Below are 22,416 nucleotides of genomic sequence, written 5' to 3' on the forward strand. Positions count from 1 at the left end.
AATCCACCTTTCCATTATGATTTCAATATAATTTGGCATGAACCGAGAATTTCTTCTCCCCATTGAATCTCTAAATGATCATGATCTTGCAGTGTACCAATCCCCTCGGGCGTCCCTGTATAAATGAGATCGCCGGTTCCTAGGCCGAAGTTTAGGGCAATGTAATCAATCAATGTTTGAAGAGAGAAAATCATATTTTTGATATTCCCGATCTGTAATGTTTCCCCGTTTTTGATCAGTCTAAAATCCTTCGTCAGGTCGGACTGCCCGGAAATCTCCCGGAATTCGCCGATTGAGCAGGAGCTCCGAAACCCTTTGGCAGGAAGCCAGGGCTGCCCCTTTTTCTTGATTTCGTTCAATACATTCCGATAAGTAAAATCAATGCCAATGGTCATTTTGTCAACCAGCTCTTCAACCTGAATACCCGGCACATAGTCTTTGCCCATATGGAGTACGATCTCCGCCTCGCCATTCACTTCTCCATACTTTCCGGACAACGCGATGACGCTGCCGTTCATGGGCTCCAACGAATGCGTGGGCTTCAAAAAGATGATCGGACTTTCCGAAATCGCATTTCCCATCTCTTTCGCAAAGGAATAATAATTACGCCCTACGCAATAAATATTTCGAACCTTCAAATTGTCCAATGTCTCCCCACCCCCCCAAAAAGATTTCCTATACCTGCTGCCAAGCAGCTCGTAGAGTGCGTTTCGCTTGTGCAATAAGCACCTCCGAGGATTCTCCAGGAGCGGGCTTGATTTCAAATGAAAGCGTGCGGTTTCTCCCTTCCTGTAAGTAGCCTATATCAAGCAACGCACGAAGATATTCTGCTAATTCTGAAATGCCGATCTCGCTGTCCGGGTATCCGAAACGAGGATGTTTATCGCCATACAAGGGGTCATTCGAATTACGGATCAAGCAGTTCCCCATATGCGCATGCTTGAGGTAATCTCTTGTCGCGGTTAAAGCTTCGGACGGAGATTCGCCCAGCATTGGCAAATGACTAAGATCAACCATTAGACCAAATGTAGGATCGACTTTCCGAACCTCTTGTGCGACTTCAACAGCCAATTCGGAAGGTCCGATTAAGCAGCGGAAATCCGTTTGATGATCGAACGGTTCCAACAAAATTTCCAAATCGCCTTTGGAACGCGCATAATTGCAAATGTCTTGAATCGATTCAATGAAGTATCCGACCGATCGCTCTCTACATGCAGGACCGGGATCTTTCCCCGACATCAAAGCTAGATTTGCCGCCCCAAGATGATAGGCTTGATCAATAGCTCCTTTCACCAGCTCAATCGACCGTTTCCTTTCCTCGTCCTGCATCGCATTGAGATTTCCTTGATTCCCCAATAAAACCGGATGCGCACTAAAGCCCACTGTAACACCGGAGCTTTGCAGCAATTGTTTAACCTGATCGGCCGTTTCCGGATCGGGAGCGGAGGTGATCTCAATAGCGTCGAAAAATTCATCCTCAATAATAGTAGAAATGGTGCGCACATAATGTTCACTGGATTTCGATTGAGGAAACGCCATGAATTGTACGATACCCACCCGCATGAAATCGTGTAAGCTTTGCCGCATTAAGGCTGCCCCCCTGCCTCTTCCCGCTTCATTCGATTGCAGAGCGCTTCTGCGGCATACCGGTACACATCGACGCCAAGACCAACAATTTGTCCCGTAACGACCGCGGATAATACGAGATGATGCCGGAATGTCTCACGCTTGTGAACGTTGGTGATATGCACTTCGATGGTCGGCCGTTTAATATCCTCCAAGCAGTCCCTCAATGCAACCCCGTAATGGCCTAGCGCCCCGGGATTTATAATGATGCCCATGGCGCCCGGACCGTGCTCCTGCAGGAAATCGATCAAAGTGCCCTCATGGTTGGATTGAATATCTCGAACTTCGACTCTATAAGTGTCTGCAACGGAGCGAACAAGCTGAATGACATCGCTTAAGGTTTGACTACCGTATAGCTCAGGTAAGCGGAGACCTAACCTGTTCAAGTTAGGGCCGTTCACGACGACTAAATAGGGTTTCTCCACCATGCTCACTCCTTTCATATTGAATTAAAACAAAGATTAGATCGATCTAAATCAGGCAGGTAAAATACAGCTGCATCCGGGTGAACTGACGAGCTGCATGTTTGCTTTACACGATGTTCATGCTCACATCGAGCACGATTCGCGAATAACAAGTTCCGGCTTTAAAATAATACGCTGAACATGGTCTTCATTACCCATAATCCGTTTGTGAAGCAGATTCGCCGCATTAGTACCGACAAGAATGGGTGAAGCCATAACCGTCGTGAGAGCCGGGCTCGTCATCGCCGCCTCTTCAATATTGTCATAGCCGACCACCGCCAGATCACGACCTGGCATCAAGCCGGCTTCCTTCAAGCCCAGCATGACACCGAATGCGACGACATCGTTATAACAGAATACCGCCGTAGGAGGATTCGGCTGATTAAGGACCTGCTGAAGTGCTTCCCTTCCGCCTTGTCGTGTGGCAGCACTGGTCACAACCAATGAATCGTCAAACGGCAAACCAGCTTGCTGCAGAGCGCGTATATAGCCTCGTTGTCTATCCATCCTTGCGGAGGATTCAGAAGGACCGCCAAGAAAAGCAATTCTGCGGTGCCCCTTCTCAATGAGATAATCGACAGCCAACTTTCCTCCAAGCACGTTATCTATTCCGACATAATCGGAGTTCGAGTTGGCCGGTTCCTTGGTTACAAGGACCACAGGAATATCCCATTGTTTCAACCGGTCGATGACAGCCGGGGAGCTTCCTGAAACAGGGCTCATAATAACCCCGCCTACCCTGTACTCCAACATCTTGGACAAGAGCTGATCCTGCTTTTCTGCGGACTCAAACGTAGTACCCAGAATCACCGTATACCCTTTGGTATCCAGTTCCTGATGGACACCAACCAGAAGCTCCGAGAAGAAAGGGTTGCCAATTTCCGTGATGATAAGACCGACTGTCGATGAGTTGCGGGAACGTAAATTCGCGGCAACGCGATCGTATACATAACCCAGCTCCTTCATCGACTCGAGCACTTTCTTACGTGTACGCTCGGCTACCAGATTGCTGCCTCGTACGATCAATGAGGCGGTTGCCCGCGATACCCCGGCATGATCGGCCACCTGCTGCAAGGTTACACGAGATCCTCTTTCCTGCTTCATAGTTCTCACCTTTTCCACTAACGGTTTAAACTAATTATACAGGATTTTTCTTGAAATCCAACACAACCTTCCCATAGTTGCCGGACAACGCATCCTCGAACGCATGTTTATAGTCGGTGAATGGGATGATTTTGGATACGATCGGCTGGACGTTAAAGTTTGTATCTCTTAAGTATTCCATCGCGTGCTGAAAGTCATCGGGAATGTTGTAGATGATCGATCCATACAAGGTGATTTCGCTTCTTACTACACGGATGACCGGAATGGTTGCCTCTGGCGTGAGTCCGATCAGAATCATTTGCCCCCCTGGCCTCACAAGCCGCAGCCCGTTCTCGAACGCACTTTGCGCTCCGGCTGCCTCAACAACGATATCAAACGTTTCCCCTTTCAGTTCATCCGGGTGAATCACCCTGATGTCGCCAAGCGTTTTAATGAGCTCCAGTTTGATGGGATTGATGTCCATCGCCGTAACGTCGGCGCCCAAATAATGGGCTAAGGCGACGGCGAGCATGCCTTCGTTTCCACACCCGAGAACAGCAACGGTTGTCCCCTTCGTTATGTGAACCTTCTTGAACGCATGCACAATGACGGCAAACGGCTCTACCAGAACCGCTCTTTCATCGGGAAGATCGTCGGGAACCGGCATGACATACTTCGATGAAATAATAAATTGCTCGGAGAAGCCGCCGTTAACGGTCACGCCCAGCGACTTCTTCTCCGGACAAATATTGGTTTGGCCTTTCAGACAGTTTACGCATTCGCCGCAGTATGAATTAGGCTGGACGATAATCCTTGTCCCCAACTTGTAAGAAACGTTCTTTCCCGCCTCGATGATATGCCCAAGCAGCTCATGTCCCGGTCGGAGCGGATAAGAAGCATGCGTCAATTTCCCCAGAAACACACTAAGATCCGAACCGCAAATCCCGCCATACACCAATCTGATCTTCACTTCGTCGTCCTTCAAGGCCGGTAATGCTTCCATACTTCTTAGTTCCATTTGCTTTGGCTTATTCAGGAATAATTCCAGCAATGTTATCCCACCTTTGATGTGTTAAAGCTTTCTATTTTTAGATCGATCTAAAAAAAATCAAGTGTTAAGCCCGAAGGTTAAAATACCGGAATCACCTGGATTTAGATCGATCTAATTTGTTTCTAAAAAAATATCACCAACTGCTTCCATTCTAAATCTGTTTTGGAAGCGGTGTCAATATATTTTTAAATGTTTGGCCCATGTCCTCCCGCCGGAAAGAGGGCTGCCGTGACCGCGGCAGCCCTCACTTTTGTAATTTCATGTCCCAAGACCCTAGTCCATCTTTATAAAAACCTTTCCTGCTTCAACCTTAACCGGATAAGTCTTAATCTTCATACAGATAGGTGCGCGTTTTGCTTCGCCCGTTATAAAATCTAATCGTCCATTATGTTTAGGGCATTCAATTTGCGTGCCGATCACCAGGCCATCTGCCAAGTGAAACTTTTCGTGGGTGCAGTAGCCGTCGGTCGCGTAAAATTCGTCCTTGTCCGTACGATAGATCGCGAAAGTTTTTTCACCATAATCAAAACGGATGACGTCCTCCTCGTCGATATCGTCGACCGCACATGATTCAATCCAATTCTCATGATTCATACGGATTCCCTCCAAATAGGATCAACCTCTCTCCCTGCCACCGTTCCAAACGGATGCGGACCATACCGATACGGGCGCGCCGTGCTGGGTAGAGGGCGTACAATCGTATACGTGGGGTCTTTTCGCTGTTTCCGCAGCGCTGTGAAAACCTCCTTGACGGCTGCCCAAGTGCTAGGGCTTGCCGCCGGGCAGTCAGGTTTCATCTCTTCATGCAAGGCTGGCAGAGCATGATACGGAACCATCGGGAACATATGATGCTCTACGTGATAGTTCATGTTCCAATAAAGGAACCTGAAAATCGGGTTCATATAGACGGTACGCGTGTTTAAACGATGATCAAGCACATCTTCGCTTAGACCCAAATGTTGAATAAACCCGGTAATGAGAACCCCGATGAAGCCATAAAATGTCGGAAGACCGATAAACATGGCCGGCAGTATGCTTTGCATATAAACACATGAAGCTATGACCGCCAGAAAGATGAATACCCATACACGCGCTTCCCAACACACTTTTCTGCGCTCTGAGACAGGAATATAGCTCTCTTCCTCTTTGTCCATTTTGCCAAAGAAATGTAAGATCACCCTTTTGAGGTCTCGTGGTCCGCCATGCAAACGAAAAATTTCCATGAGTATGATGCGCCAGATTGGCGGCCTCTCGGCGACAATCTCGGGATCGCGGCCGACGATAATGGTGTCGGTATGATGTCGGGCATGGCTCCATCGCCAAGGCGTCGCCGGAAACAAGCACATGAATGAGGAGATCTGGTAAAGGACTTCGTTCATCCAAGGCGTCTTAAAGGCGGTTCCATGACCGCATTCGTGCCACCGCGAATTGCCGGGCAAAGCGTATACGACGCCGTAAAGAAAGAATGCCGGAATCGCCCACCAAGTCCCCCATGAATAATACGCGGCAACCCCCAAGCCAATAAGAGCAGCGAACCAGATTAGCGTATCTCGTATGGCCGGTCCGTCCTTTCGCTTCATCAGCTCCTTCAACCGTTGACGAGGAATCGGACAAGTGTACCACTCCGCAGCGGCAAGTCCCTTTTCCTCGGCCTTCCTGTTTTCCGGTCCAGTAAGGCTATAGTCTCTTCTTTTACTTGTATTGGCCATGATTTTCCCCTCCTTGTTCATTCTTTATTGATTTCTATATTTATCCAGTATGATGGCCCCTACAATAATTACTCCCTTCAATACCTGCTGCCAATACCCGGACACATGCATCAAATCCATTCCGTTATTTAAAACACCGATGATGAGAGCTCCTATTAAGGTTCCGACGATCGTACCAACGCCGCCCATCAAACTTGTTCCACCGATGACTACAGCCGCGATGGCATCCAATTCATAACCTAAACCGGCGGTTGGCTGTCCCGCCCCGATTCGAGAAGCCAACATAATGCCGGCTACGCCTGCCATTAAACCGCCGTACATATATACAAACAACAAGGTTCTTTTCACATTGATACCGGATACAACCGCGGCCTGTTCATTCCCGCCGATCGCGTAGATGCTTTTCCCGAGTCGGGTATGTCTAAGGATGATATGAGACACGATCCCGACCAATACCAGCACATAGATCATGAAAGGAATTCCAAATACATATCCTCTGCCAATAAAATCGAATTCTTTTGAAAAACCTGTAATAGGATGCCCATCGCTGAATATATAGGAAACCCCTCTGGCAGATATCATCATGCCTAACGTAACGATAAAAGCGGGTATTTTCAAATTAGCGACAATTAATCCATTAATCAATCCTGCTACAACACCAAGTAAAAGCCCCACGATAATGGATACTACCAAAGGATATTCGCCGGGATGCGCGTACATGGCTGATGCTACGGATACAATGGCTACGATTGACCCTGGAGATAAATCAATACCGGTTGTTATAATGATCATCGTCAAGCCGAACCCTATAATGGCAATCAAAGTAATCTGTCTGACAATATTCAGCAAGTTCACTGACGTAAGGAAGTTCGGCTCAATGATCGACAATATGATCACCATGGCCAGCAGGATAAAGAAAATCGTGAACTTATTAAGAATATGCAGCAATTTTTTAATATCAAATAATGACTGCTTATTGGGGATTTCCATATTGGATGCCTCTATTTTGGGGGTTGCCATATCATGCACTCCTAACTCATTCATTTATTTTTAGCCGTTGATGATACATGTAAGTGTTTCAATTCACGAATCCGGTTGCATATTTCATAATCTTATCTTGGTTAGCTTCTGCTCTTGATAATTCTCCAGAAATTTTACCTTCGTGCATCACAATAATTCTATCGCTCATCCCTAGCACTTCCGGCATCTCAGAGGAAATCATAATGACAGCTTTGCCTTCCTCGACCAATTTACCCATTAAAGCATGTATTTCTGACTTCGCTCCTACGTCAACTCCCCTTGTAGGTTCATCCAGGATGATGACTTCAGCATCCGTTAAAAGCCATTTCGCAATTAATACTTTCTGCTGATTTCCCCCACTTAAATTTTTAACTTTCTGGTTAATATCAGGTGTTTTAACCCCCAAGAGCTCCCTTTGTTTATTGCATTCATTTCTGATCTTCCCTTCATTCATGAACATTCCCTTTGTATATTTTTCCAAACTGGCTGCGATCATATTGTCTTTTACAGAATGGGGTAGAAACAGTCCTGTTAATTTCCTATCCTCAGTAATAAATGCCAATCCATTTTTTTTAGCGTCTTCTGGAGATTTAATATCCACTTTTTTACCATGGAAAAATATTTCCCCTTCATCCGGTTTAGCGAGTCCGAAAAGACTTTCCATGACTTCTGATCTTCCTGATCCCATCAAGCCTGCAATACCAAGTATTTCTCCTTTTCGGAGTTGGAATGAGATATTATTAAATTTTCCTTTTAAAGACAGATTTTTTACCTCTAAGACCTTCTCCCCAATCCTAACCTCCTTCTTGGGAAACAGCTCTTTCAACTCCCTGCCAACCATCATGGAAATTAAATCTTGTTGGGTCAGTTCTTTTACGTGTTTACTATCTACCAATTCCCCGTCTCTTAACACCGTAATTTCGTCAGCAATCTCAAAGATTTCGTCCATTTTATGGGAAATATAAATAATGGATACTCCCTTATTCGTAAGTGAGCGTATGATCTTAAACAAATGAGCAACTTCCCGGTCCGTAATTGCCGAGGTTGGCTCATCCATAATAATGATTTCGGAATTGTAAGAGATCGCTTTGGCAATCTCGACCAGCTGCATTCTTGCAATGGAGAGGTCTTTCATTTTCGTTTTCGGGTCAATCGAAATTTCTAAGCTTTCTAATAAATGACGGGTGTCCTCGTTTAATTTTTTCTCATTTACCCAAAATTTTGCAAAAAGAGGTTCTCTTCCTAAAAAAATATTTTCTGCAACGGTCATATCATAAACAGAAGTTAACTCCTGGTGTATCATAGAAATTCCGTTCTTCAGAGAATCTCTAGGAGTGAGCATCCCAATTTCTTTGCCCCTTAACTTGATCCGTCCGGTTTCAGGCCAGTATATGCCCCCTAAAATCTTCATGAGTGTAGACTTTCCCGCTCCATTCTCACCCATCAAAGCATGTACGGTTCCTTTCCTAACTTTAAAACTTACGTCTTCTAAAGCCCGTACGCCCGGGAATGTTTTGGATATATGCTCCATTTCCAGTACATATTGTTCTTGCATCCTATTCCCTCATTTCAGGAGGACAAGTACCAACATGAAGCGGTTGGTACCTATCCTATTTTTTTATAGTAAGTATAAAGTTTACTTTTTGCCGTAAATGGCAAGATATTTATCGGCTTCTTCAGGTTTGACACGTTTATAAGGAATAATATATTCTTTTTCCAGTTTTTCACCATTCAGTACTTTAACAGCAAGTTCCACACCTTTGGCGCCTTGACCAAAAGCATCCTGAAACACAGTAACTTTCAGTTTACCTGCTTTCAACATATTTAAAGCGTCAGGTGTTGCGTCAATGCCTCCAACTACAACTTGCTCCAGTAAACCGGCATCTTCAAGTGCTTTTACAGCTCCGACCGCCATTTCATCGTTATGAGCAACAATTGCATTAAATTTTCCTTTTAAGTCTGACTGAATCCAGTTCTCAACCTTCTTCATGCCTTCTTCTCTATTCCATTTACCGGAATCCTCTGCAAGAACTTTAATGTCAGGATGCTTTTTAAGAATATTTGCAATACCTTGGTGTCTTTCGATCTGAGGTTCATGACCATACCAGCCTTGCAATTCAATCATATTACCCTTTCCACCCATAACTTCGGCCATTGCTTCCATCAAGATTTCTCCGGATTCTACAGAACTGGAACCTGCATATGCGTAAGCAGCAACCTGGTCGGCATTCGGTACTTTGGTGTTTACATTGATCAGAGGAATTCCTGCTTTGGCGATTAAATCCACAGCCGGCCTAGAACCTTCACTATCTCCCGGTACGAAAATGATGGCATCCACTTTTTGGGCAATAAAGTTCTCAACCTGACCCAATTGAACCGTGGAGTCGAACTTTCCATCTACGTAAACAAATTGAACATCGGGATATTTTTTGGCCTCCACCTTCATTCCATCCATGATGTATGCATGAAACTGTGCGCTGAAATCCCCGATTAAAACACCTACCACTTTCTTTTTATTTTTTGCCGGGGTTTCAGATGAGGCAGCGGATGGGGTCCCCGAATTGGATGCATCACTCGAACAACCGGAGAAAATCAGCGCCAAACAAAACAAGGTAAACAACATGACCAGATTTCTTTTCGCCTTCATGGATAAATCCCCCTTAATTGAGATAGGATTGTGCATTACGATCTGAAGTGTTTCTTTAAATACGCGAGCGATTCCGTCGCATAGGTATAGATCCATTCCATCGCAGGATGTCCCTTATCAGCTTGAAAAGGATTGGCACCAGGAGCACAACATTCAACAACAACCGTTCCGTTAAACGCAGCCTTTTGGATACCGGATACAAATGGAGCAAAGTTGATATGGCCTCTTCCTAACGCCTGCCGGTTACTGTCTGCAACATGAAGGATTTCCAAATGGTCTTTCACGGTGAAGAACGGCGTTTCCATATCTTTTTCTTCCACGTTCATATGATAGGAATCCAATAACGTTTTTACGTTGGGATGCCCCACCTCTTGAACAAATTGCAAGGCATGCTCCGCTGTATTCACTATACAGCTTTCATAACGATTTAAAGGCTCGATTACCAGTGTGACATCCCATTCACTTGCTTGATCTGTTAATTTTTGAACGGAATCAACCGCCCATTTCCAATCTTCCCCCGGATTTCCCATCAATGCTGTTTTCCCTACAGCCGAGGGGCATACAACAAGATAGCTGCCTTCGACTTCTTTCACCGCTTCTATTTGCCGTTTGAAATATTCAACAGCACGCTGACGATGAGCCGCACTTCGATTAGCCAAATCCTGCTCTTCACAAGGCCAGCCGGTATCTCCAGTTAATCCTCCGATGTCTAAGGACAGATCCTTCGATAGGCGTAAAAGTTCCTTCCAATTATATTCATTCACTGCTGCACGGATTTCAATAGCGTCATAACCTGTCTCAGATACAAATTTCATGACCTTTTCGATGGGCTCATTTCCAAATGTCCAGCTGCAGATAGAAAATTTCATAGTAAGCCTACTCCTCTAGCAGAATCAAAATCCCGCGGCATCGCTTCTTGCAATACTTTAGTAGATTTCTTTACCGAAGTTAGTTGATCCATACTTAAATCTTCATTCTCAAGACTTATGGGTCCATCGTAACCCATCATTCTAACCACCGTAAAAAATTCACTCCACCAATGAACATCATGCCCATAGCCCAAAGCTACGTAATTCCATGAACGCTCAAAAAAACGATCTATCGTTCTTGTATCAAGAACCCCGTCCGTTCCAACGAATCCTCTTTCAATACGTACGTCTTTGGCATGAATATGATAAATCGCAGCTCCTAAATGTCTTGCAGCTAAAATTGGATCTCCTCCCATCCAAAACAAGTGGCTTGGATCAAGGTTCATTCCAACCATTTCTCCCACCTGGTTTCTTAATTTGAACAGCGTCTGCGGATTATAAACCAGCTGACACCCATGATTTTCTAAAGCAATCTTTTCGATCCCATGTTCTTTTGCTTGCTTCACCGTTTTTTCCCAATAGGGGAATGCGATTTCATTCCATTGCCAGTTCAGAACTTCTGTAGTCAATGGCGGCCAGCTCGTTGTGATCCAGTTAGGGATTGTATCCTTCGGACCTCCACCTGGAAGTCCAGACATCATAACAATCGTTTTTACTCCCAACAGTTCCGCGAGTCTAAAGGTTTTTTCCACTACTACCTGATGTGCCCTTCCTTCTTCATTTGGGGCTAATTGATTACCAGAACAATTCAATGCTTCTATTTCAAGCCCCTCAACTTTGACAGCGCTTACAAAATTATCTCGTTTCAATTCACTCTCCAGAAGTTCATCTAAGTCTATATGGGGTGCTTTCGACCAATTACCACATGCAAACTCTAAAGACTCATAGCCTAAAGATGCGGATGCAGCAAGCATTTCTATAAAAGACATGTTCCCCAGTGAATCTGTCACAAGGCAGAGTCGCACTACGATCACTCCTTCTCCATCAAATGATTGTTTTTCCACCGGCAATGGTCAATGATACTCCCGTAATATAATTTGCTTTCTCGCTGCTTAAAAACAGCATAAATTCTGCTATTTCTTCAGGCTCCGCCATTCTCTTCATCGGTACCTGACTTGTTAATGTTTCTTCATATTCTTTTGGCGTCATCCCCTCGATCGGTCCTCTCTTTTGGAACACCTGCTGGATCATTTCGGTATTTACATAGCCGGGGCAAACGGCATTGACCGCAATCCCATATTCCGCTAGTTCCAGACCAAGCACCTGGGTTAGCGAATTTACCCCTGCTTTTGAAGCGCTATACGGCCCGTTTCCAAGTTCGCCAATCTTCGAAGCTTGAGATGAAATTGTAATAATTTTCCCATTTTTGACGTTGTTGTTAATCATATTTTTTGCTACACGTCTGCTGAGTAAATAAACCGATTTCAAATTCACATTGAAAACTCGATCCCATTCTTCTTCTTCAACATCCAGGATCAAACTGGAGGTAGAGATGCCGGCACAATTTGCCAATACGTCAATTGCTGTGAACCTGGATTCAACTTCATCCAATGCGTGATTAATCTCTAGCGAAGAAGTTACATCTACCTTGAGAGGCAATGCTTGTACCCCCAGGGCTTCGATTTCTTTTGCAGCTGCTTCAACGCTTTCCTTGTTTACATCCATCAATACAACATTGGCTCCATGTTCGGCATACTTCATGGCTAATGCCTTTCCCATTCCTCTGGCAGCCCCGGTAACCATACATATCTTTCCCTCTAACCATTTCTCCACACTCAACATCCTTTCTTAGTATCAAATTCAAACGCATGTATGATTTTAAGCAACCGTATGCATAAATCTGAAAAAAGTAAATGCAGCACTGTATACTATGACGCATACGGTTGCATTATATTCAAAAAAATTAAAAGATTACACCTGATTTTAAATAACAAGAAGTAGGATGTTATGTTCGGCTTATTTGACTGCCACATGATTCTCTAATGACTAATTTAGGTTCAATTACTGTTTTTTGTTTTACGTTTGACTTCTTGGAGTTTAACAGCGCTACTAATCGATCACAAGTTAACTCCGCAAGCTCTTTAGTAGGTTGATGGATTGTGGTTAAATGTGGTTTGAAAAATTCACAGATCTCGATATTATCGTAACCGACCACCGCAATATCGTTCGGCACATCAATTCCCCGATCCTTCAATGCTGAGATTACGCCTAACGCCATCAAGTCATTTTGAGCAAAGATAGCCGTAATTTCTTTTAATACTCCTTCGTTTTCCTTAATAACCTGATAACCCGACTTAAAAGTTGTATCTCCAAAAAACAACATCTTATCATCAAACTCAAGACCATGATCGGTGAAAGCCGATTTAAAACCTTCCGTTCTTAATCTAAACTCATCGCCTCCAACATTTGCGGAAATACACAAAATATTTTTATGTCCTAGATTCAACAGATGTTCGGAAGCCAAATACCCTCCTTTAAATTGATTCACATAAACAAAATCCACTTCCTCGGTTTTGTAAATATCAGGCAAATACTTGCAAAAAACATAAGGGACATTCATTTTCTCCAAAAAAGCTACGGTGTCACGATCTAACTCCGGTTGCAAAATAATGAGCCCATCAACTTTTCTTCCCGTAATTAGCTTTTTAATATTATTTTGCTTCGTAAATCTATTCTCAAATAAGGATACGATGACGTCTAGGTTTAGACGTTCCAGATTTTCCATCAACTCATCTTGCCAGGATTTGAAATTAATATCAAACCCGTAGTCAAGCAAAATTCTCGGAAAAATGACGCCTATCGTGTGCGTTTTGTTAGTACTCAAACTTCTTGCGTTAGCATTGAATTGAAAGCCGTTTTGTTGGGCGATTTGCAGTACTCTCTTCTTGGTTTCCTCTGAAATTGTAGGACTATTATTTAAGCAACGTGATACTGTAGATTGACTTACGTTTGCAATTCGCGCAATATCCTTTGTTGTAATCGGCATACTCCCCTACATCCTTCACTTTATAATGCATACGCTTGCGTTGATGAAATTATTATATATAATTCCATATTTTATGTAAAGGATAAAATAATCAGATTATTTATTTTTTTCTGTGACGGAGCTGTTTTTAAACCTTAAAACAAGAATCATGAATCTATACAACCCGCTCTGGGCGGAGCGCATTTCCTGCGGTTACCTTGATGCGGATGCTGGGTGAAGCCCACATTTACAAGCACCAGAAGGTTTGCAACCCGTTGCATCGGGGTAGCGGCAGGGTTACGCGTGTTCGAGGACGATTCCACAGTTTAGCTGAAAACCTCCTTTATCGTTTCCCTGCACGCTACTATATAGCCCTGGCAACAACCACGGCCGTTGTACACCGGTATACCTCTGCCCATAAAAAAAGATTGCCTCAGGACGATATCACCCGAGGCAATCTTATGGTTCGAATGACTATATGTTACGACCATCCAGCTTCCTCTTATACGTATTCGAGAAACCTATGATTAGCGGTACAAGCACAATTGTAGGTAAGAGCCATACAAACAGGCTTACGGCTTCAATGTGCAGCAATCGCGGAGCGCCAAATACCGTAAAAGCAGTAACAGTGGCAATGCAACACGACAACATGCCTACAATGTGCTCCACGGCCCAATGCGATTTCGTCTTGGGGGTAGTTACCCAATACAATATTTGTGTTCCGCCCAAGAATATACCGATAAATGGAAAATATTTCAGCAATTGAAAATCGATAGCCCAGCCATAAAAAGAAATACCGATCCCGGAGCCGAACAATAAAGCAGGGAACATGAAGTCAATTGGCTTACGATGAGTCTCCTTGCGCCGCTTATGGCGAAGCACACGCACGCCATACCAAGCTGTCGAGGAGCTAAGTACAGCTATGAAAAGAAGGAACCAAGAGTATGGAATGGCGTCCGGATCGGAACCGGCATCCCAAGTCAGACGATATACGCCCATGAGAAACGCAGATACGGATACACATACCATTGCCCATACATACACCCAACCGGCCCGATTATGTGTGCGTCCCCCTTTCTTGGTCGCGATCGGTATCCAAAATACGCAAAGGGCTAGAAACCCGCTCAAGATGTGTATCCAACGAACAATATCAAAGAGTAACTGCACAAACAAGACTCCTTTTCCAAAGATGTATTAAACATTTCATATCGCGAACCCCCAACCAATAATCCTTCTGTGAACGAGTTAATCCGGCTACCCGGCCTAATAAAAGATTAGAATGTAAGTAGCAATGATGAAATCAACTATGGCACAAGCGGGAGGAAACCATTTAATTATTTTTGTCTTAATCAATCTGGGATGATGAAACATGTCCCAGATGCCATGCAAGATATACCCTGCGGCTACCCAAACAGGAGAGTGTAATAAACCTATACAAGCCACTGAGAAAATAAGCAGGGACACCATTAACTCGATAGAAATGACAGAAGAGCGCATATCAGATAAAGCAGCCCCGAAATATACGCAAGCCGTATATGCTAAAAAAAGCACAAACAAAGAATAAGATACTGGAGAGAGAAAAAAATGGAACATTCTAATAATAAGTAATGCTGCGAGTATGCCACCAACGGTTATTTTCAGTTTCTCCATATGAACTGCCTCCTCCATTAAAATTGTCGTATTTCCGTCAGACGTTTTTAAAAAATTTCCTTTTTCTTGTTAGCACCACATTTCCCTCCTGAACACATCATAGCGTATTGGAAGACGGTTCGACGCGCAAACAATGAACACGTTGACGCAAAAATTTGCGGTCTGCACGCAAAGCAGGAGTAAACCGTCATCCGGTGGGGTCTAACCATCAGCCGGAGCTTCTTGAATAGAGGATAGCGTGATCTTGTTATTTTTCAAAGCATCCAATTCTTTGATTATGCTTTTTATTGTTCCGTCATTAACCTGGATGAATCTTTAAACGAACGAAGATAACTCTAATGATCCTTACGATTTTCAACAGAGGATTGTCATTTCGACTTTACCATTGTTAAAAGCTTTACCTATTCCAATAAAATGGCCATGCGCTGCACCTCTAATGGATTATACAAAAAAAGCATGGAACGAAATCTCCATGCCTCAGGTTTTCCGGTCCGCCGCTCTAACCGAGAATCTTTCTTGCCAATGCCGCAAGATCCGCAATGTCGATGATTCCATCCTGAACCAGATCTGCTTTTTTGTACAGATCCCAATTCGGGTCTTCTGATGTTTTGCCGTAATAAGCAGCCATCATACCCAAGTCGCCGATACTGTATTTATCATCTCCGTTCAAATCATCCGGAAGCCTGGTAATGACGGATGCCCGGAACGCTTGCAGTGCAGCACTCAACTGTGCAGCGCCTTGATCCACCTGCGTTTGGGTAGCTGTCGGGCTGCCGGCGATCTGGCCCGCAGCCTGTATAGCGGTTTGCAAAAGAGCTTTCGTGCCTGCCGGATATTGGCCGCTTTGTGTGCCTTCTACGGCCGCGTCATGAACCTCTTGCGCCTCGGCGATCAAAGCTTGGAGTGCCGCTTTGTCTACGGCGTTAATTTGAATATGGTGGGAAGTCCCTTCAACTTCCGTTTCCGTTCCCTCGCCGTCAGAGATAACCAGATTGGATATAGTTATCGTTGCGGCCGATGATTCAGCAAGAAGCTTGGCGTTCCACTGCAGCCGCAGCAAATCACTGCCGGCGTTAAGTCCGCTTCCGATGCTTACGGCCAGGATTCGGATTTGGCCTGATGTCAGCTTTTGATCAGCAATCACAAAATCGTCCCGCAGAGAATCTACAGAAATAAACTCAACCTTATCCGGATCATACGTGAAGCTTATATCCTGAGCATAGACGCTTTGGCTCACGCTGCTCAAGCCGTAAGTAAGGTCGAAGGAAGCGCCCGTTGTAACACGTGCTGCGCCTTCTAATTTCGCCGTGTCTTTAATGGGTGCACCCGCTAAAGTAAAATGAACGGTATACGTTTGCTGCGTCATTTGGTCCTCTGCCGTAACTACAATCACCGTATTGCCGGGAAGGTTCGCCGCCGGTGTAATCTCAACGTCTGCATTCGAATCGGCAGCCGCCGCACGGACAACCGGTACTTGAGCTGCGTCTTCCGAAAGCTCGACCGTGTAGTTCAACGTGTCCTTATCGAATCCGGACAACGGATTGCCGTCTATCGTGATTCCGCTTAATGTCGCGTCATCGCCAAGAGGCTCTTCGCTTTCTCCGAGAGCAATGACCGTCACGTTAAAGGTTCTCGTCACGCTGGCAGTGCCGCTGCTGATCTTCGCCGTTAACGCTACCGTTACATTCGGTTCACCTAAGCATGGCCGCTCTACCCGACCCTGGAAATCAACGACCATCGGATCTGAGCTTGCCCACGTCAATACAACGTTCGGCATACCTGCAATGCTTATAGGCAATGACAAATGATTCGTAACAGCTCGGGTGTTCCCCAAATCAAGAGCCTCCGCAGCCGATAACACCATTTCCTCATCCACGCTTTTCGCTTTGACGTTCACTGTAAACGACTTCGTATCGCTTTCGGCTCCCTTGGTTAGCGACGCTGTCAGCTGCACCGCAGCATCAAGCTGCCCTGTGCCGGGACGATACACATCCCCCGTCACACTAATTACAGCCGGATTTGAACTTGCCCATGCTATCCTCGAACCGTGCTGTCCGAAATCCGGCAAGTACAAGCTGCTTGTCACCTGACTGATCTCACCAAGATCAAGCTGCGCTCGGTCTGCCGCTACATCTCCTTTATCTCCCTCTGCAACCACAATCACCGTAAACGGCTTGGTTAGGGATTCTGCACCGCTGATAATCGTTGCCGTCAATGTGACTATCGCGTCCGGTTGACCCGCAGCCGGACGGTTCACATCACCCGTGCCGTCAATGATTGCCGGATGCGAACTTGCCCATGTGATCGTTGTGCCATATTTACCAGCAGCAGGCAATGCCAGATCATCAGCTGCCGCGCTTGTGTCTCCCAGATGAAGCTCCGCTTCAGCGAGGGCTGCCGCATCTGCATGGGTGATCGGCAGCACATGAACGGCAAACGTCTTCGCCGCAATCGAGTCTCCTTTTCTGATCGTCGCAGTCAGTATGACCTCTGCACTCGGCTCACCCGGAATCGGCCTCGCTCCAAGTTTGCCTGCATGGCTAACCATAAGCGGATTCGAGCTCATCCACGAGATTGTCGTTTGCAGCTCGCCTGCCGCGGGCAAATTCATGTCGCCGGATACCGCGGAGGTATCGCCTAAACTTAACGCGGCTTTCGCAGCGTTTACGGACTGAGTATTTGCTTCCCCGGCTGTTGAATCATGCTCGATCGTGATATCATCGACAGTTCCACGGAAATACCCGGTATCAGCGCCGCTGGAGTCAAATCCGAACAGGATTTTATCGATGATTTTCCCGTTCGCAACAGCGCCGATGTTCGAAGAAATGAAATTCCATTGATCTTCGATCACGAAACCGCCATTGCCTTGGGCATTCGGATGAAGCGTAACCTCATGTTGATCTTTCGCACCCAAATCATGCAAATAGGTGCCATCAGTAAAGAGGATATCGAGTGCTGTATATTTGCTGGTCGTTCTCACCAGAGTCGGCAGAACATCCGTTTCTTTTTCCGGGAAGAGCCAATATGACAGCGTAGTAGACGGTCTTACTACGATTTCATGATCGAATATCTGGTTGTAAGCATAAGACTCATCCCTATTCAAAGCACTTCCCGAAAACTGTAAGGCGCCCGCTCCGTTATGAGCCCCGTTGCCCTTTTTGGATTCCATTCCGCCGATCGAGCAGCAAAACTGTCCGACATTTCGCGTCATCGACAGCAGCCGGTAAGTATTGTCCGGTCCGGTCGTATCGGTGGGAGCGATATCGCCCGATTCGAAACCGGATTCAAAATCGATACCCGCTTCATATTGAAAATCGGCTGCGCTGAGCGCAAGCACCGTAACGTTAAACGGCTTGGTCTGGACGGCGGCGCCTTTATTCACCGTTGCCGTCAGCGTCAGCTGCGCGTTCGGCTGGCCGAGCTCCGGACGCTTCACTATTTTCCCGTTGTTATTCATCACGGAAGGATTCGAGCTTACCCAAGTGACCGACGTGCCTTTCCGGAAATTCACAGGCAGCGCCAAGCCCTGGGTCAAAGCTGTCGTATCTCCCAACTGAAGTGCCGCCACCGCGGAATCAACCGAAGCGTCATCATCGAGCTCCACGGCATACAATTTCCAATCCGCTAACTGCGTATTGGTAGACTCCCCGTTGTTATTCAGAATAAATAACCGGTAATAGGCGTAGTCCTTCACCTTATCTTCCGCAATCATATATTCCTTCGTTTGGAAACGGGCGCTGAAGGTTTGATTGCTTCGCTCATCCAGCACATCCCAATTCAATCCGTCATTGGAGCCCTCGACTCTCCAGTTTCTAGGGTCCCGTGTCGGCGCATCATTGGCTGACACCATGGCGTACTTGGGGACCGCCTGTGTGTCGCCAAATTTGAATTGGAGCTGAACCCATACATTCGTCGTCTGTGCGGCTAACCACTTTGTACCCGAACTGTTATCAAACAATTTCACGGCTGTTTCACTTGGCGGGTTTTCTCTGCTAAAGGTAACGTTCAGGTTGTTGGCCAGTGCGACGTTGATCAAATCGCCCGGAGCTGCCTGCACCGTCAGAGCCGGAAGCAGGATGGACAGGAGAGCGGTACAGAACATGACATTCAACATTCTCAAAAGCCTTTTGCTCATTCTCTTGGAACCTCCTTGTACAATGAATAACAGACTGGGCTCACCCCTAAAAAGGCTTTACTCCGGGATCTCGTTAAACACCCGCAATTAAGCGATATTAAACTATAGGTTAGGTGCACAAGAAGGTCCGGTCACCGCCCACTTCTGATAATCCCCTTCATGATCCGTTCCTGTCCGGACCCTTGTGCCATCGGAGACCGGGATTTCCCCTGCCGGAACATCAAGGCCCCTTCCGGCCGTTTGCGCTCCGAGGTAACCGTTGGACGGCGGCGCTAACGGCTCCGGCGGATGGGTTGCCCAGCTTGTATCAGGCGTTGTGCCCAGTGTAAAGTCCAGTACGCCTCCGTTCTCAATCAACCCGTAAGGCAGCCATGTGCTGTCATAATCATGTCCGTTCAGCTTTAGGCTATGGATATATTTCGCTTGTTCCGAAGCACCGTTACCGATAATCTTGAGCTGCTTACAGTCTCCCAGCTTGATGGTCGCTTCATCGAACAGCGGAGCATTCAGCGAAAAGCCGCCGACACCCGGAATGGACGGATACAATCCTAAAGCTGTTAATACATACCATGCTGAACCTGCACCCAAATCATTATTGCCGATCAATCCTGACGGACCGTCATGAAACAGCTCAACCATGCCCCTGCGCACGATTTCTTGAGTTTTCCAAGGCTGCCCGGCAAAGTTGTAAGCCCACGGGATCCCGTAACTCGGCTGATTGCCCAAGAACGAATGCGGTTCTCTGGATCCGGCATTTAATTTTTGGAAGAAGAAATCGAGACGAGCCCTGGCTGCTTCCAAGCCGCCCATTTTCTCAAACAATCCTTTGTAGTTAAAAGGAAGCACCCAGGTATACTGAGCGGAGTTGGCTTCCTGGAAGCCGTGCTCGCTTGCAGGATCGAAGCCGGCCTCAAAATTCCCGTTGGCAAGCCGGGGTTGAATGTATCCGTCTTTGAACGATTGCATCCAGCTCTGCGAACGGTTCATATAGATATTGTATTTTTCCTCATCGCCGAGCGCTTTGGCAAACTGGGCGATGGCAAAGTCCGCATTATTATATTCCACGATATAACCGGTCACCCATCCGCCTCTTTCGATCGGAATATAGCCCAGGGACAGATAGTCGGCCAGGTTAAACCGGCCGTTCAGGCTTGAAGGAGTCGACGCATGGTAGTCCATGACCTTCAAAGCTTCTTGCAAATTAAAGCTTCTGGCCCCGAATGCATACATATTGGAGATCGTAATCGATGCAGGATCGCCGTTCATGACATTCGTTTCGGAATTAGCTATACTCCATTTTGGTAAAAATCCGTTTCTGCTCTTGGCGTCATCGACAAAGGACTGTGCGATATCCGCTCCGATATCCGGGAAAAGAACGGCGATCAGCTGCATCTGCGTCCGGTAGACGTCCCATCCGGAGAAGGTCGAATAATGCGTATATTTGCCTTCCGTGTTATAGATCTTTTGATCGAAGCCTCTGTAATCGCCGTTCACATCGCTGTACACATTGGGGTGGATCAACGAATGATACAAGAAAGAGTAGAACATCCGTTTATGCTTCTCCGTTCCCCCCGATACTTCAATCGTACTCAGCGCCTTTTTCCATTTTGCCTGAGCCGATTGCTTGACAGCCTCAAAGTTCCATCCCGGGTTCTCGGTTTTCAAATTCAGCTTGGCATGCTCGATATCGGTATAAGAGATCCCAACCTTCACGTACACTTCTTTATTGTCGGTCGTATCAAACTTGACGAAAGCGCCTACTTTACGGTTGTTAGGAATATCCGATCTTTCAGAAACCTGATCCTTCATAATTTGAGCGCCCTTATAGGTGCCGACTTCAGTGAAGGGCTGACTGAACTCTGCGGCGAAGTAAACGGTATAGTTGTTCGTATTTTCCGCCAAGGTTCCGCTTCCCTTGCTGCCGCAAAAGCCGCCGGCATTCACAGAACCGGTTACGACCCTGTCATTGGTTTCAATATTCACGGTTGCATCTCTAACGCCCGTACCATTAATACCGGTATTGATCAGCATCATGGATTGCGTGGAGGAAGGGTAGGTAAATTTACCGATACTGGTACGTTCCGTTGCAGAAAATTCAGTCTTTATGTTGTATTTATCCAACACAACACTGTAATAACCAGGAACCGCTGTTTCATTCTCACGTTGAAAAGGAGAGGAATAGTCCTCAAAATGGGTTGCAGGAGACTTGCGTAAGTTACCTACAATCGGAAGAAACGGGATGTTCTGAGCGATGTCGCAGCCGGGTCCGTCAATGTGTGTCAAGCTGAACCCGGCAATGGATTTGCGGTCGTAATCATATCCCGAGCCCAGAGGCGCTTTACCGGTGCCTAGGTCGTTGTAGCCGGTATCCGGACTCCACTGAATCATGCCGAACGGCACTACCGCACCCGGGAACGTATTGCCCCTGTTGCCGCCGAAGCCGACAATGTCCAGCTTGTTATTTTGCGATCCGAGTAACGGATCTGCATAGGGAGTCGGGTCGAATTCCGAGTTCCTGATTTGAATTTCATCGATAAAGCTGCGGAACGTACCGATTTTCCCCGTTTGTTCATAGGAAACGAGAATCCGCTTAATCGTTCTTCCATTCGCGACGCCGCCGATATCAGATGAAATGAAGTTCCAGGTGTCGAGTCCTAAATGCCCGCCCTTGCCCTGCTGTTCGGGATGCATGAGGATCCCATGCTGGTCCACTGCATGGGATCCGTGCAAGTAGGTTCCGTCTTCAAAGGCGAGATCAACGGCGACAAACGTGCTGTTTTTCCCATGGTTTATGCTCATGCCGTCTGGGGCCGATTTGCTTTGCGGGTATATCCAATAGGATATTGTGGTATTCGGTTTTACAGGAATGTTCACATCAAACACTTTATTGTAGGTGTAAGAGCTGCCGGTACTCGCAGCTTTACCGGAAAATAATAATGCCCCTTTACCCGATTGGCTTTTCTCGCTGCTTACTTTGGATTCCGGTTGAATCACATTGCTGCCGGCTTCCGCCTCATTCTCCCAAGTCGGTTTCCAAGTATCTTTATTCTCAAAACCCGAATAGAAGCTTGGCACCGCAGCATCGGCAGTCTGAACGAACGCCGGCGGAATAGAAAGCATTCCCCACATCAACATCAAACAAAGCAGCTGACTTATCGATTTCTTCATGGCCGTTGTGCTCATCCCGCTGACCTCCA

At 46.2% G+C, this 22,416-nt stretch carries 18 protein-coding genes; all 18 read right to left on the reverse strand.

The features are described from left to right. Positions 1-14 precede the first annotated feature (14 nt). On the reverse strand, positions 15-647 hold the full coding sequence (locus ACZ439_RS04290; RefSeq protein WP_464620658.1) for a fumarylacetoacetate hydrolase family protein: 633 nt from the start codon (positions 645-647) through the stop codon (positions 15-17). A gap of 28 nt (positions 648-675) precedes the next feature. After that, positions 676-1,587, reverse strand: coding sequence for a sugar phosphate isomerase/epimerase family protein (locus tag ACZ439_RS04295; RefSeq protein ID WP_054799319.1), 912 nt, complete (start codon positions 1,585-1,587; stop codon positions 676-678). Continuing rightward, the gene (locus ACZ439_RS04300; protein ID WP_464620659.1) at positions 1,587-2,051 is read right to left on the reverse strand and encodes a type II 3-dehydroquinate dehydratase; all 465 of its coding nucleotides are present in this window, start codon (positions 2,049-2,051) and stop codon (positions 1,587-1,589) included. Before ACZ439_RS04300 ends, ACZ439_RS04295 begins: the two co-directional genes overlap by 1 nt. A gap of 123 nt (positions 2,052-2,174) precedes the next feature. Further along, positions 2,175-3,194 carry a LacI family DNA-binding transcriptional regulator gene (locus ACZ439_RS04305; RefSeq protein WP_127608379.1) on the reverse strand — a complete coding sequence of 340 codons (1,020 nt, stop codon included), beginning with the start codon at positions 3,192-3,194 and terminating at the stop codon, positions 2,175-2,177. Between the two features lie 34 nt (positions 3,195-3,228). After that, positions 3,229-4,176 carry a zinc-dependent alcohol dehydrogenase gene (locus ACZ439_RS04310; protein WP_464620660.1) on the reverse strand — a complete coding sequence of 316 codons (948 nt, stop codon included), beginning with the start codon at positions 4,174-4,176 and terminating at the stop codon, positions 3,229-3,231. Positions 4,177-4,497: 321 nt separating this feature from the next. Continuing rightward, positions 4,498-4,818 carry a MocE family 2Fe-2S type ferredoxin gene (locus ACZ439_RS04315; RefSeq protein WP_464620661.1) on the reverse strand — a complete coding sequence of 107 codons (321 nt, stop codon included), beginning with the start codon at positions 4,816-4,818 and terminating at the stop codon, positions 4,498-4,500. Then, positions 4,815-5,804 carry a fatty acid desaturase family protein gene (locus ACZ439_RS04320; RefSeq protein WP_464620662.1) on the reverse strand — a complete coding sequence of 330 codons (990 nt, stop codon included), beginning with the start codon at positions 5,802-5,804 and terminating at the stop codon, positions 4,815-4,817. The genes ACZ439_RS04315 and ACZ439_RS04320 overlap by 4 nt, the downstream gene beginning before the upstream one ends. A 153-nt stretch (positions 5,805-5,957) precedes the next feature. After that, positions 5,958-6,953: an ABC transporter permease gene (locus ACZ439_RS04325; protein WP_464620663.1), complete on the reverse strand. Its 996-nt coding sequence runs from the start codon at positions 6,951-6,953 to the stop codon at positions 5,958-5,960. Between the two features lie 58 nt (positions 6,954-7,011). Next, complete coding sequence (locus ACZ439_RS04330) at positions 7,012-8,508, reverse strand: sugar ABC transporter ATP-binding protein (protein ID WP_155615149.1); 1,497 nt, start codon at positions 8,506-8,508, stop codon at positions 7,012-7,014. Positions 8,509-8,589: 81 nt separating this feature from the next. Then, positions 8,590-9,600 carry a sugar ABC transporter substrate-binding protein gene (locus ACZ439_RS04335; RefSeq protein WP_164751855.1) on the reverse strand — a complete coding sequence of 337 codons (1,011 nt, stop codon included), beginning with the start codon at positions 9,598-9,600 and terminating at the stop codon, positions 8,590-8,592. Between the two features lie 35 nt (positions 9,601-9,635). Continuing rightward, positions 9,636-10,469 carry a sugar phosphate isomerase/epimerase family protein gene (locus ACZ439_RS04340; RefSeq protein WP_054799325.1) on the reverse strand — a complete coding sequence of 278 codons (834 nt, stop codon included), beginning with the start codon at positions 10,467-10,469 and terminating at the stop codon, positions 9,636-9,638. Then, complete coding sequence (locus ACZ439_RS04345; RefSeq protein ID WP_464621107.1) at positions 10,466-11,434, reverse strand: sugar phosphate isomerase/epimerase family protein; 969 nt, start codon at positions 11,432-11,434, stop codon at positions 10,466-10,468. The genes ACZ439_RS04340 and ACZ439_RS04345 overlap by 4 nt, the downstream gene beginning before the upstream one ends. Positions 11,435-11,453: 19 nt before the next feature. Continuing rightward, the gene (locus ACZ439_RS04350) at positions 11,454-12,242 is read right to left on the reverse strand and encodes an SDR family NAD(P)-dependent oxidoreductase (RefSeq protein ID WP_181410157.1); all 789 of its coding nucleotides are present in this window, start codon (positions 12,240-12,242) and stop codon (positions 11,454-11,456) included. A 172-nt stretch (positions 12,243-12,414) separates the two neighbouring features. Beyond that, entirely contained in the window at positions 12,415-13,455 is a 1,041-nt protein-coding gene (locus ACZ439_RS04355; protein WP_141335586.1) for a LacI family DNA-binding transcriptional regulator, read from the reverse strand. A gap of 453 nt (positions 13,456-13,908) precedes the next feature. Continuing rightward, on the reverse strand, positions 13,909-14,601 hold the full coding sequence (locus tag ACZ439_RS04360) for a DUF2306 domain-containing protein (RefSeq protein ID WP_054796642.1): 693 nt from the start codon (positions 14,599-14,601) through the stop codon (positions 13,909-13,911). Positions 14,602-14,697: 96 nt separating this feature from the next. Continuing rightward, positions 14,698-15,084: a DUF6010 family protein gene (locus tag ACZ439_RS04365; RefSeq protein WP_464620664.1), complete on the reverse strand. Its 387-nt coding sequence runs from the start codon at positions 15,082-15,084 to the stop codon at positions 14,698-14,700. A gap of 499 nt (positions 15,085-15,583) precedes the next feature. After that, positions 15,584-19,219 carry an immunoglobulin-like domain-containing protein gene (locus ACZ439_RS04370; protein WP_464620665.1) on the reverse strand — a complete coding sequence of 1,212 codons (3,636 nt, stop codon included), beginning with the start codon at positions 19,217-19,219 and terminating at the stop codon, positions 15,584-15,586. A gap of 102 nt (positions 19,220-19,321) precedes the next feature. Further along, a complete protein-coding gene (locus ACZ439_RS04375) occupies positions 19,322-22,402 on the reverse strand; it encodes a GH92 family glycosyl hydrolase (RefSeq protein ID WP_464620666.1) in 3,081 nt (1,026 codons plus the stop codon). Positions 22,403-22,416: the final 14 nt, after the last annotated feature.

This window comes from Paenibacillus sp. JCM 9796, assembly GCF_055379675.1.

What these genes read in the sequence shown, in the direction of transcription:
- ACZ439_RS04315 (WP_464620661.1), bottom strand. Translation starts at nt 4,818, where the DNA reads ATGAATCATGAGAATTGGATTGAATCATGTGCGGTCGACGATATCGAC.
- ACZ439_RS04330 (WP_155615149.1), bottom strand. Translation starts at nt 8,508, where the DNA reads ATGCAAGAACAATATGTACTGGAAATGGAGCATATATCCAAAACATTC.
- ACZ439_RS04355 (WP_141335586.1), bottom strand. Translation starts at nt 13,455, where the DNA reads ATGCCGATTACAACAAAGGATATTGCGCGAATTGCAAACGTAAGTCAA.
- ACZ439_RS04365 (WP_464620664.1), bottom strand. Translation starts at nt 15,084, where the DNA reads ATGGAGAAACTGAAAATAACCGTTGGTGGCATACTCGCAGCATTACTT.
- ACZ439_RS04370 (WP_464620665.1), bottom strand. Translation starts at nt 19,219, where the DNA reads ATGAGCAAAAGGCTTTTGAGAATGTTGAATGTCATGTTCTGTACCGCT.
- ACZ439_RS04305 (WP_127608379.1), bottom strand. Translation starts at nt 3,194, where the DNA reads ATGAAGCAGGAAAGAGGATCTCGTGTAACCTTGCAGCAGGTGGCCGAT.
- ACZ439_RS04310 (WP_464620660.1), bottom strand. Translation starts at nt 4,176, where the DNA reads ATGGAAGCATTACCGGCCTTGAAGGACGACGAAGTGAAGATCAGATTG.
- ACZ439_RS04335 (WP_164751855.1), bottom strand. Translation starts at nt 9,600, where the DNA reads ATGAAGGCGAAAAGAAATCTGGTCATGTTGTTTACCTTGTTTTGTTTG.
- ACZ439_RS04340 (WP_054799325.1), bottom strand. Translation starts at nt 10,469, where the DNA reads ATGAAATTTTCTATCTGCAGCTGGACATTTGGAAATGAGCCCATCGAA.
- ACZ439_RS04320 (WP_464620662.1), bottom strand. Translation starts at nt 5,804, where the DNA reads ATGAAGCGAAAGGACGGACCGGCCATACGAGATACGCTAATCTGGTTC.
- ACZ439_RS04295 (WP_054799319.1), bottom strand. Translation starts at nt 1,587, where the DNA reads ATGCGGCAAAGCTTACACGATTTCATGCGGGTGGGTATCGTACAATTC.
- ACZ439_RS04375 (WP_464620666.1), bottom strand. Translation starts at nt 22,402, where the DNA reads ATGAGCACAACGGCCATGAAGAAATCGATAAGTCAGCTGCTTTGTTTG.
- ACZ439_RS04325 (WP_464620663.1), bottom strand. Translation starts at nt 6,953, where the DNA reads ATGGCAACCCCCAAAATAGAGGCATCCAATATGGAAATCCCCAATAAG.